The 12,572-nt window shown below is 33.0% G+C and carries 11 protein-coding genes; 4 read left to right on the top strand and 7 right to left on the bottom strand.

The window, feature by feature from the left end:
• Positions 1 to 15 precede the first annotated feature (15 nt).
• The 7 genes from dxs to tpiA form a co-directional block, all read right to left on the bottom strand.
• Entirely contained in the window at positions 16 to 1,125 is a 1,110-nt protein-coding gene (dxs, locus tag K1X44_07825; protein MBX7147200.1) for a 1-deoxy-D-xylulose-5-phosphate synthase, read from the bottom strand.
• 147 nt (positions 1,126 to 1,272) lie between these two features.
• A complete protein-coding gene (locus tag K1X44_07820; GenBank protein MBX7147199.1) occupies positions 1,273 to 2,121 on the bottom strand; it encodes a squalene/phytoene synthase family protein in 849 nt (282 codons plus the stop codon).
• Positions 2,122 to 2,146: 25 nt separating this feature from the next.
• Entirely contained in the window at positions 2,147 to 4,720 is a 2,574-nt protein-coding gene (locus K1X44_07815; protein MBX7147198.1) for an MMPL family transporter, read from the bottom strand.
• A gap of 14 nt (positions 4,721 to 4,734) precedes the next feature.
• Positions 4,735 to 5,451, bottom strand: a complete 717-nt coding sequence (locus K1X44_07810; protein ID MBX7147197.1) for an ABC transporter substrate-binding protein — start codon at positions 5,449 to 5,451, stop codon at positions 4,735 to 4,737.
• A 137-nt stretch (positions 5,452 to 5,588) separates the two neighbouring features.
• Positions 5,589 to 7,220 carry a CTP synthase gene (locus K1X44_07805; GenBank protein ID MBX7147196.1) on the bottom strand — a complete coding sequence of 544 codons (1,632 nt, stop codon included), beginning with the start codon at positions 7,218 to 7,220 and terminating at the stop codon, positions 5,589 to 5,591.
• Positions 7,221 to 7,239: 19 nt separating this feature from the next.
• A complete protein-coding gene (gene secG / locus K1X44_07800; protein ID MBX7147195.1) occupies positions 7,240 to 7,581 on the bottom strand; it encodes a preprotein translocase subunit SecG in 342 nt (113 codons plus the stop codon).
• Positions 7,582 to 7,672: 91 nt separating this feature from the next.
• Positions 7,673 to 8,449, bottom strand: a complete 777-nt coding sequence (gene tpiA, locus K1X44_07795; protein ID MBX7147194.1) for a triose-phosphate isomerase — start codon at positions 8,447 to 8,449, stop codon at positions 7,673 to 7,675.
• A 118-nt stretch (positions 8,450 to 8,567) separates the two neighbouring features.
• Between tpiA and K1X44_07790 the strand changes: the two genes are divergently transcribed.
• The 4 genes from K1X44_07790 to K1X44_07775 form a co-directional block, all read left to right on the top strand.
• Positions 8,568 to 10,454, top strand: a complete 1,887-nt coding sequence (locus K1X44_07790; GenBank protein MBX7147193.1) for a SurA N-terminal domain-containing protein — start codon at positions 8,568 to 8,570, stop codon at positions 10,452 to 10,454.
• A gap of 54 nt (positions 10,455 to 10,508) precedes the next feature.
• The gene (moaC, locus tag K1X44_07785; GenBank protein ID MBX7147192.1) at positions 10,509 to 10,988 is read left to right on the top strand and encodes a cyclic pyranopterin monophosphate synthase MoaC; all 480 of its coding nucleotides are present in this window, start codon (positions 10,509 to 10,511) and stop codon (positions 10,986 to 10,988) included.
• Positions 10,985 to 12,208 carry a molybdopterin molybdotransferase MoeA gene (locus tag K1X44_07780; protein MBX7147191.1) on the top strand — a complete coding sequence of 408 codons (1,224 nt, stop codon included), beginning with the start codon at positions 10,985 to 10,987 and terminating at the stop codon, positions 12,206 to 12,208. The genes moaC and K1X44_07780 overlap by 4 nt, the downstream gene beginning before the upstream one ends.
• Positions 12,209 to 12,288: 80 nt before the next feature.
• A partial coding sequence (locus tag K1X44_07775; GenBank protein ID MBX7147190.1) for a repressor LexA occupies positions 12,289 to 12,572 on the top strand: 284 nt, incomplete at its 3' end.

Here is a 12,572-nt window from a genome sequence, read left to right as displayed (position 1 = left end):
AAAGGTAACCGCATGTTATTCTGCTATCCCTACATCAAATGTACGATCTGGAAATTTTTTAGCAAATAAATTTAAACCTGTTCCAGAAGGCATTGCTGCTGTAATCGCTGTAACAGTTGGATCTATTTCAGCTTCCTTAATTAAAGCTTCAGCAAAAACTTGGGTATAAGTAGTAGGAGACGAAGCAGGTTTATGTTGTTTTCCTGTTACAACATCAAATTTAACAACACCATGATATTTGTCTGCTGCTGCTTCAGCAGGTGCATACCCTTTTCCTTTTTGCGTTACAACATGGACAAGTACAGGCCCATTTTTTGATGCCTTAACATTTTCTAAAACTGGTAAAAGATGATCAAGATTATGTCCATCAATTGGGCCTACATAGAAAAAACCTAATTCTTCAAAAAGTGTGCCACCTGTTAACATACCGCGTGCATACTCTTCGGTACGAACAACCATATTCGCAATTGACGTTGGTAAATGTTGAATCGTTTCTGCCCCAATCTTTCTTAAAGATTGATATGATTTTGAAGAAAGCAATTTTGATAAATAGGCACTCATAGCACCTACAGGAGGTGCGATTGACATATCATTATCATTTAAAATAACAATAAGACGTTCATGACGAGTTCCAGCATTATTCATGGCTTCATAAACCATACCTGCACTCATCGAACCATCACCAATAACTGCAATAACATTATTGTCTTTTTTCTTTAAATCACGGGCCACAGCAAAACCAAGGGCCGCCGAAATTGATGTGGAACTATGAGCTGCACCAAAAGGATCATAAGCACTTTCGCTTCGCTTCGTAAAACCACTAAGACCGCCTCCTTGACGTAAAGTCCTAATACGATCCCGGCGTTCTGTTAAGATTTTATGAGGATAACATTGATGTCCCACATCCCAAATTAAAATATCTTCAGGTGTATTAAAAATATAATGAAGTGCAACCGTTAATTCAACAACGCCTAAGCCTGCACCCAAATGGCCGCCTGTTGTCGAAACAGCATCAATCGTTTCTGAACGTAATTCATCACAAACTTGCTGAAGATTGGATCGAGCAATTTTTCGTAAATCTGCCGGCCTATATATTTTATCAAGCAATGGTGTATGGACAGGCATAATTCGCACTCCTAAATTAGTCCTATTAACTTTTTATAAAATCTCTAATAAATACGATAAATTAATTTTTAGCAGTTAGCCAGATTAAAAGCAACCCCAAGTAAAAGTCTAATAAAAGCCTATTTTGTTAAAATTAACATAAATAACCTATTTATTAATATAATATTTAATAATACCATACAAAAATGCCTTTAAATAGGCAATTTTTGATAATTTCACCTTCTTTTTTAATGGATCTTTTATTTTTAATTTATTTATTAATTGCTCCGCAATTTCAACAACTATTGCTGATTGTAACGCAATACCTTTATTTTTTAGATTAAATGGCAATAAACGAGCTTTCGGCATTAATTCTTGATCAATACGTTCTAAACATAGATTTAGTATTTGTCTTAAGGCAGACGAAGATTGAGGAGCCGATAAAATCTCAACATCGCATTTGTTATCTTTCATAAAAGATAAAGGAAGGTAAACACGATTTAAGTGCTGATAATCTTCGGCACAATCCTGTAAATGATTTATAATTTGCAAAGCATTACATAAAGCATCTGCATAAATATAAGATTCTTTAGATTCTTGATGAAGATCTAATAAAAATCTTCCAACTGGAGCTGCAGAATGATTACAATAATCTATAAGCTCTTCCCAATTTTCATAACGTAATTTATAAGCATCTTGTTTAAAAGCTACCAATAAGTCCAGGGCATGGTTTTTACTTATATGCCGATCACAGAAAATTTTTCTTAATTCGATAGAATGGATAGGCCATTCTTTTTTATGTCTTGCTTCATCCGAATTAAACGGTTCTGCAAAATAGTCAAGTTGGCGAATTTTTTCATCTGCAGATAATTGTTCATGATCTGCTATATCGTCCGCCTCACGGGCAAAATGATAATAAGATAAAATATCCTTTCGTAAATCTTTTTTAAGAAGAAATGAAGCAACAGGAAAATTTTCAGTTTCAACCCCTTTCCCTGATGCGGTTTCAAATGACATAACTTAATCCATTTAATTTAAATATTTAAGATCGCAAAGGTTTTAAAAAAGCAAGGAGTACAGTAAAACAAACCACAAGAATAAAAAACAAAGAAATAAAAAGCATCTTTCCCATATCTGCGGTTCCAGGATGTGTTGATATAGCTAAACTTCCAAAAGCAACAGAAGTTGTAAGCGCACTAAAAAATATTGCCCGCGTCATAGAAGACTGCAAAGGTTTATCCATACCTTGGCGCCATCTAATAACATAATAAATTGAAAACGCTACCCCCACTCCTAATTGGAGGGGAAAAGTAATAATATTTGCAAGATTGATAGGCATGTCAATTAAAACACAAACCGCGCCTGTTAAAAAAGCAGCAAGAAAGGGAGGCATTAATACCAAAAGTACATCGTAAACACGCTTTAAAACCAAATATAACACCAAAAAGATAGCAATTAAAGCAAGACCAGCTGCCATAATAAATGCATTAAGTATTGTTTTGCCTGACTCGACAATAGAAACAGGTAACCCTGATACATTTGGCGTTACTTGTCTAACAGCTTCAACAAATCGAATTAAAGATTTTTTTTCTTGTAAATTTTCTTTAGGATATATAGTTAACCTTAATTGTCCTTGCGATGTAATCCAGTCTCTTTTTATTTCACCAGGAATATCATCTAATGTTACTTTGCCAGCCTGTAAAGTCTGTTTAAGAATATCAAGTTTTTCCGGCAATCCCTGGACAATTAAGGGTGTTATTTTTTCAACTAATTGGGGATCATTTTGATCTAAAATTTTATGCAAGGTTTGCAATAAATGCCCAGCAACGCTTTCTTGAGCTGGATTTAAGCTTTCTAATTTATCAGTAAACTTAACAATTGATTCTTTAACTTGATCCGCTGTTGGTACCGGAAAAGTCGAAGGTGGATTAAGTGTGGGGAGCAAAAACTGCTTAAGATCTTCAATAATTAAAAGCTTCTTATCTTGATCTGTTGGAACAAAGCGCATGACAGATAAAACAGATTTAACCTCTGGTAATTTTTCCAGCCTATCTTTTATAATATTATAATCATTCGCATTATCAATAATGGCATCTAATACATAAGGCGTACTTAGAGAATCTGACATTAAATCCATCAAGGTTGAAACAGATTCTGTTTTAGGATTTTTTAATTTTAATGGATCTGAATCAAATTTAATATGATAACATAAAACTAGTGCCAAACCTAAAATCACAACGGCAATAGTAATAATTGTTTTACGGTTATTAATTAAAAATTGATTAAAATTGGCAAGCCAAGGTAAATCTATTGATTTTTTTTCCATACCTGGTTTCAGTAAAAAAATTAAAGCTGGTAAAAGTGTCACATTCAATAAAACCGCAATAAACATACTGCTTCCTGCAATAAAACCTAGTTCAGAAACACCAACATAACTTGTTGGTAAAAATGCATAAAATCCAACTGCAATCGTTATCGCTGCTAAAAATAAAGATCGGCCAATTGTTTTTGCTGTAACATCTAAAGCCGGGATTAAGTCTTGATGAATATGTCGTTGTTCACGATAGCGTAAAACAAATTGAATACTAAAATCGACAGCAATTCCTACAAAAAGAACAAAACAGGCGACAGAAATTAAATTAAGTGAACCTATGGTTAAAGCCGCAAAAAATGCTGTAAGAATTAACCCCACAATTAAGGTAATCATAGTTGCTAAAACTAATTTCCATGATCGCATCGCAAGAAAAATAATACATAAAACAAGAAAAGCTGAAACAATACCAGCAATACTCGTACTATCTGCAACAGTTACAAATTCTTCATCAGATAGTGCAACATTACCTGTTAATCTCACTTGAACACCGTGATCCGTTGTTAAGTTAAATTTTTTTACAGTATCACGAATAAATGTTGAAGCTTCCTTACCTGGCGTTAAAGAGTTAAAATTAAGAACAGGTTGGACAAGAATCAAACGTCGTAATTCTTCGGGTTTAGGGGCACGTCCCATAAGTAAACTTTGCCAAGATACAGGTTTATAATTACCCATTTCATATTGATGAAGAGCTTCATAAATTGCAGCGAAAGGTCTTTGAAAATCGTCTAATTTTGCAGCTCCTTGCACAACACCTTCTAAGGCAAAAGTGAAAGCATCCATTAGCCCTTTTAAGCTTGGGTCTTTAGCTAACACACCTAAAAGAGGTTGAGATTGAATTAATTCTTGCGCTACATTATTTAATTCTTCTTCTTTAAGAAAAAGAAACCCATTTTTTTTGAAAAAATCTTCCCCACCCATCAAATGAACATTTTTAAAAAGATCTGGATTAGAATGCATCTTTTCTGTAAGTAGAACTGCAGCATCATTTGATAATTCGGGTGTTTTTCCATCAACCACAATAAGTAAAGTATTGCTTAACTGCGGGAATAAAGTTTCAAATCTTGCTTTATTTTTACGCCATGGAATTTCAGGAGAAAAAAGTTTAGTTGTATCTGTATTCATTGATAAATGATGCTGAGTATATAAAATACCTATGCAACAAAGAAACAAATAACCAGCAAGAATTATAAAAGCAAATTTTCGGCTAAATCGAACTAATTTTTCAACAAATAACGCTATCATGAATTACAAATTATTTAATCCTTATTATCATTAATATCTTTACCTTGAGCGATATCATCTATTCGTTGATCCAATGCTTTTAAAAAATTATCCACCCCTTTAGTTCTAATAACTGATGTATACTCGGCACGCTTTGTAGCCATTTCACTAATAGCACCACCTAAAAAAACATCAATAACTTTTAATCCATTTGTGTTATCACGCATAAGGTAATTAAGAAAAACTGGATCTTTATTAGGGTTAGAAAATGTTAGCTGAGAAACAACCCAAAAAGTTCCCTCTTCTGGACCTGCTTGTTGTTCTAAAATTTCAAATTTTTGATCCTTATATTTTTTAAACCTACTGGCATAAATAGCGACAGACATTTTTGCAAAACTATCTAGAAGATGTTTTTGATTTTCATTTGACATTTCTCCCCAATAATGACCCACAGAAACTTGGGCCATATGATCCAAATCAAAAGTACTACGTACAACAGGATCTAATTTTTCTCTTCGCTGTTCAAATGTTTCCTCTTTGCCTTTTTTCATTGCCTCAATAAGGTATTCATGTAATTTATTAATTATTGCATTCGCATCATCACGTTGCTTAAAAGTGGTCGTATTATCTGCGATTTGTTTAAAACCAAATGTAGGGGGAAATGCATAAACAAAATTTGGATAATTCCATATTAATAATGGAATTAAAAACCAAATATAAAATTTATATTTATAAAAAAGTACAGACCGCATAATTAATCTTTCTATTAAGTCTACAAAATAAAAGACCTATTTAAAAAATAAGATCTTTCTAAACAAGGTTTTTATTTTATTCAATAAGGCTAAGTTCGCATAAATATATATAATAATCAAGGTTTTGTGCCAAATTATTAGACAAATCTACTTTGTTCAATAACAGCTTTAATAAAAGAAGTAAATAAGGGATGAGGTGAAAAAGGTTGAGATTTCAATTCAGGATGAAATTGTACCCCAATAAACCAAGGATGATTACGTAATTCAATAATTTCGGGTAATTGACCATTTGGAGAAAGCCCAGAAAAAACCATACCATTTTTTTCCATTTCTTCTTTATAATAAATATTAACTTCATAACGATGCCTGTGTCTCTCGGAAATTTTTTGAGCACCATAAATTTTTTCAATATGACTGCCTGAAAGTAAGTCACAATCATAACTACCTAATCGCATTGATCCACCTTTGTCAAAATTTTCATTTCTTACTTCAAGAACATTTCCGCGCATCCACTCTGTTAACAAACCAACTACTGGGTTTTGACAAACCCCAAATTCTGTTGAACCTGCATCTTCTACTTTAACAACATGACGTGCAAATTCAATAACGGCCATTTGCATACCAAAACATATACCTAAATAAGGTATTTTCTTTTCTCTTGCATAACGAACCGTTTTAATCATTCCCTCAGTTCCACGTTCTCCAAACCCACCTGGGACAATAATACCTTGAACATTCGATAAAAGATGGCTGATGTCATCACAAGACTGTAAATGTTCACTTTCAATCCAGGTAATTTTAGGTACAACTTTATTAGCAATACCCCCATGAATAACAGCTTCTATCAATGATTTATAAGAATCCAAAAAAGCCGTATATTTTCCAACAATAGCAATAGAAACTTCTTCTTCTGGATTTTTTAAACGATCAACAATATTATGCCATAATTTTAAATTGACCTGCGTATTCATATTAATATTAAAATGTTTGTAAACTTCGCGATCAAAACCTTGTTGATGGTACGTTAAAGGTACTTGATAAACTGTTTCTACATCTATTGCTTGAATCACAGCTTCTGGTCTTAAATTACAGAATAAAGCAATTTTACGCCTTGCATCTGCTGATATTTCTCGATCACTACGGCATAAAAGAATATCAGGCTGTATCCCAAGAGCCAATAACTCTTTTACTGAATGCTGTGTGGGTTTGGTTTTCAATTCGCCTGCAGATGAAATCCAAGGTAAAAGAGTCAAATGAACAAAAAGTACCGACTCACGCCCCAATTCATTACCCAATTGCCGGATTGCTTCAAGAAAAGGTAGACTTTCTATATCTCCTACTGTTCCACCAATTTCACAAAGAACAAAATCTTCATCATTAAGATCAGCCTTAATAAAATCTTTGATAGCATCGGTCACATGAGGAATCACCTGGACTGTTGCCCCTAGATAATCTCCACGTCGCTCTTTGGCAATAACTGTTGAGTAAATACGTCCACTTGTTAAACTATCGCTTTGCCTTGAAGCTATTCCAGTAAAACGTTCATAATGACCTAAATCTAAATCTGTTTCAGCCCCATCATTAGTTACATAAACCTCTCCATGTTGGTAAGGGCTCATTGTTCCAGGATCGACATTTAAATAAGGATCCAATTTACGTAATCTTACTTTAAAATTATGAGCTTGTAATAAAGCTCCCAAAGCAGCTGTTGCGATACCTTTTCCTAAAGATGAAACAACACCACCTGTAATGAAAATAAATCTAGTCAAAGTTTTTTCACAATTAATATTATTGTCCAACAGGAACTGTAGGTAAATTATCTTTTTGTTCTGCAGGTAAAGAATTATTAGGTGAAGATGAGCTAGAAGATTTTTCAAGCTGATCAAAAGGTGATGTTATATCTTTTTGGTTAGAAACAATAACTAAAGCTATACTGGTTAAGAAAAAACAAGCTGCTAAAATAGCTGTTACCCTTGTTAAAAAATTAGCGGCACTCCGCCCTGTCATAAAACCAGACATACCACTACCACCACCAATTCCAAGTCCACCACCTTCATTTTTTTGAATGAGAATAACCGCAACCATGATAATAGCTACAATAAGATGTAATGTTAATATAATTTTTTCCATAATAACCTTTGCTTAATTGAAATAGTGCTAGAGAAGGTTTACCATCAAACATATTTTTAGCATACAAAAATATGTTCTTGAAACAATATGATTATTTATCATAACAAGCTTCTATTATTTGTAAAAAGATTTTTGCATTTAAACTTGCACCACCAACTAAAAGCCCACCAACATTTTTAATATCAAAAATTTGTTTTGCATTATTGGGTTGTACCGATCCCCCATAAAGGATCCTATTTTGGTGGTGTTTGCCAATTCTTATAGCGATCAACGATTCAATATAATCATGAACCATTTGAATATCATCTAATGTTGGAATTTTGCCTGTTCCAATTGCCCAAACCGGTTCATAAGCGATTACTAAATTTTTTATTTGATTTGTATCGGAGGGAATAGACTGTTCTAATTGATTTTGTAAAACTGATAGAGTTTTGCCCTCATCTTTTTCTTTTTTTGTTTCACCAATACATAAGATAACTTTTAATCCTGCTTTAAGAGCTGTTCGTACTTTAGAACAGATTAGTGTATTAGTTTCAGCAAAATAATAACGTCTTTCAGAATGACCAAGGATGACATAAGAACATCCTATATCTTTAAGCATTAAAGGTGATATCTCACCAGTAAAAGCCCCATATTCTTGATCATGACAATTTTGTGCACCAAGTTTTATAAATTTTTGATGGGATGTTTTTTTATGAATCAAATCATTAAACAAAAAAAGTAAGGTATTGGGTGGGCAAACAACCAAATCACTGGTTAAAAAACCTTCTGGTAAATGGTTAGATAAAAAATTTATCCAGCTTTGCCCTTCACTAAGCAAGCCATTCATTTTCCAATTACCCACAATCAAAGGATTTTTTTCTTCCATTTTACCTTATAATATTTTATGAACGATTATATTGAGACAAAATCAATATGATATTAGATTAACTATATAGAGAAAACAACGTAGATAGTAATTTTTATTTGTAAACGAAACTTATCCTATGCTTAGCACAATTCGAAATAAAACATCTGGATTAATTGCCAAAATTTTATTTTTTATCCTTATTTGTTCTTTTACAATATGGGGTATTGGGGACATTTTTAGACAAGGGGGACGTACCCCTACTTTAATAAAAGTTGGGAAAATTGATATTAATGAGCAAACTTTTCAACAAAAATTCACCCAAACTATTCAGCGTTTACAAAATGCTTTTGGTTCTAATTTATCTACAGCTCAAGCTGTGCAATTGGGAATGGACCAAACTGTGATAGATAATTTAGTCAGCCAAGCTTTATTTGTCCAAAAAACAACCCAAATCGGATTAAATTTGCCTGAAAGTGAAATATTTAACTATATAGGTCAAGAACCTGCTTTTAAAAATGAATTCGGTCAATTTAGTAGACTTAAAATGCAAAGTTTGCTTGCCCAAAGTGGGTTAACCGAACAAGATTATTTTAATAATTTGAAACAAAATCTTGTTCAAAACCAACTTATTGATGGATTGACTAGTGGTATTACATCTCCAGAATTTCTTCTTAATATTTTATATCAATACAGGTATGAAAGACGAGTAGCTGAAAGTTTTATTTTAAAACCATCCATGATTACATCTATACCCCAAAGTGATGAACAAACTTTAAAAAGTTTTTATGAAGCTCATAAAAATGCTTACATGGTCCCAGAAAAAAGAAATGCTTTACTAGTTGAAATTACTCCTGATGCTCTGGTGGAGCAAATCAATCCATCTGATGCTGAACTTCAGGAAGAATACGATGTAAGACAAAGGGATTTTTTTACACCTGAAACCAGAACTGTGGAACAAATTGTTTTCAAAAATCAAGAAGAAGCTGCCAAAGCATTTAGTGATTTAAAAAAAGGTATAAAATTTGAACAAATTGCTAAAAACCAAAATTTAGATATCATTAACCTTGGCAAAATTACTAGAGATGCTCCTCCCCCTGGATTTAATCCCAATTTAATGGAAAAAACCTTTGCTACAAACATAAATAAGGGTGATTTTGTTGAGCCTACCCAGGGTCTTGTTGGATGGCATATTTTACATGTAACCCAAATAGATCCTGCTCAAACAATTACTTTTGACAAAGCTAAACCCAATCTTATTGAATCTGTAAAACAACGTTTGGCTGCAGAAAAAATTGCCGATTTGATCAACCAATATGAAGATGCCAAAGCCTCTGGGTTAGATATGACAGAAGCTGCTGAAAAAATAGGATTTAAAGCACAAAAACTTAGTGAAATTGAGAAAACAAATCCATCATCTAAAGCATCACTTGATTCTGCTGTAGTTGATCTAATATTTTCAACAGATATTGGTCAGGATTCTAATTTAGTATCAAGAAAAGATGGGGGTTATTTTGCTGTTGCGGTAACAGAAATTATTGAATCAAAACCTTTAACTTTTGATCAAGCACGGTCAACTGTTCTGAAAGATTGGCAGGAAGGTGAACAAATCAAAGCTTTAGACAAACTTGGCAAAGATTATGTAGAAAAAATTAACCAAGGTGTAGATATTAAAAAACTTGCACAAAATATAAACGTTGATGTTAAAAGATCCCAACCTTTTTTCCGGGATAGTGCAGATTTACCCAATAATATTCCAAGCGCTCTTGCAACAAGGATCTTTGATCTCAAACCAAATCAAGCTCTATCTTTTCCTGATGGTAAAAATATAATTATAGCGCAACTTAAAGAAATCCAACCTATCGATTTGAAAACTGATCAAGAATTATACAAAAAATTTTCACAAACAATAACAGAAGATTATAAATCAATAGTTATGGATTTATTTAAGGAATCTTTAAAGAAGGAATTTCCCATACATATTAATGAAACAAGGTTAAAAGAAATTTTATCTCAGCAGCCTTAATTATTTGGTGCACTAATTGGGATTTATTATATATCAGTAATCTAAATTTTTTATATGAAATCTTTTACTCATATCAACAAAGATCATCAAATTCAAATGGTTAATGTTTCAAAAAAAATGGCAACCAAACGTATTGCTATTGCCCAATGTATTATTTTAATGACAAAACAAACCTTGCAATTAATTCAAAATAATAAAATCGCCAAAGGTGAGGTTTTAACAACTGCTAAATTAGCTGGCATTATGGCCGCAAAAAAGACATCAGATTTAATTCCATTATGTCATCCTCTTATGATCAACCACATTGAAATTGACTATCAATTCGACACCAAACATTCTCATCTTCTTATTACAAGCAAGTGTGAAACCCATGGCCCAACGGGGGTTGAGATGGAAGCATTAACCAGCGTTACCATATGCGCTCTTACTATCTATGATATGTGTAAAGCTGTTGAAAAATCGATGTCCATAAGCAATGTTCAATTGATTTATAAATCAGGTGGTAAATCTGGTATTTACAAGGCAAAAAATTGATATCTGTTGAAGACGCCTTAATAAAAATCATACATAATTTAGTCTCTACTAACCTTGAATATTTGTCTCTAGATCTTTGTCTTGATCGCATATTAGGTGAAGATATTAAATCTTCATTTGATAATCCCATTTCTCCTATTTCTGCTATGGATGGATATGCCATACATTTAAATGGAACAGAATCTTTACCTTTAAATTTTCATGTAATTGGTGAAATAGCCGCAGGTCAATCTTTTGATCGTATTCTTTTACCGGGTGAAGCTGTGCGCATTTTTACCGGGGGTCATCTCCCTTTAGGCGCAAATAGTATTATCATACAAGAAAATGTAATTTTTAATAATAATTCTATCAGAGTTCAACAAGGTTCTTTAAAAATTGGCCAACATGTTCGTCAGCAAGGAATAGATTTTAAGGAAAATCAAATTCTTGTAAGTAAAGGTGTTAAACTAACCTCACGTCATCTAGCTTTATTAGCTGCTGCAGGTTATAACCAACTACCTATCAAATGCAAACCTTATATAGGTATTTTATGTACAGGTAATGAAATTGTATTACCAGGATTACCCAAAACAAAAGAACAGATTTATAGCAGTAATCATATTTCTCTTGCTCATCTTGTTAGTATTTTTGGTGGTATTCCTATTCAATTGGGTATTGTAGAAGATAATGAAAAGCAAATTATATCACGATTAATCCATATAGAAAAACTAGATATGTTAGTTGTATCAGGAGGCATGTCGGTTGGCGCTTATGATCTAACTAAATCAGCTTTTAAGCAAAATGGGTTTGATCTGGATTTTTGGAAAATCGCTATGCGGCCTGGCAAACCCTTAATGTTTGGACATTACAAAAATATACCTGTTTTAGGATTGCCAGGTAATCCGGTTTCCACTTTTATTGGTGCATTTATCTTTTTAAAAAAAGCAATATATACATTATTGGGCCAAACCACACCCCTTTGTCATACTATCTTACAAGCATACCTTGTAGGTAACTTACCTGCTAATGATCAACGCCAAGATTATTTAAGAGCTCACATGAAAATTTTAAAAAATCTTGAAAAGCCTGGGTTATGGGTAGAACCTTTTATATTACAAGATAGCTCTGTTCTATCAAACCTAGCTGAAGCAAATGCTTTAATTGTTCGCACACCTTTTGCCCCGGCCTTAACCCACGGTTCTATAGTCGAGACACTCATTATTGAAAATCATGGGTTTTAATATTAAAATTGCTTGACGAATTTTTTGAACTAAACTAGAACTATAATCAATTTATTTCTTAATAATTGAAAGAAAATTGTATGTTAACACGTAAACAACATCAATTATTGCTTTATCTACAAAATTATCTGGATACGCAAGGTATATGCCCTTCTTTTGATGAAATGAAAGAAGCTCTTTCATTAAAATCTAAATCAGGTGTTCACAGATTAATTAGTGGATTAACAGAGCGTGGCTTTATTAATCGATTACCTAATCGAGCACGCGCTATCGAGGTTATTAGACATCTTGATGATACAACCGGAGCACCTACCGCAGCACCCACTCCAAAACCTATTATACCACCCCGTGTTACGAGGAGCAT

It is taken from the genome of Alphaproteobacteria bacterium, from assembly GCA_019695395.1.
Lineage (GTDB): Bacteria > Pseudomonadota > Alphaproteobacteria > JAEUKQ01 > JAIBAD01 > JAIBAD01.
Note: the sequence above shows the minus strand (reverse complement) of the source record. Positions and strands in the feature narration are given on the sequence as shown.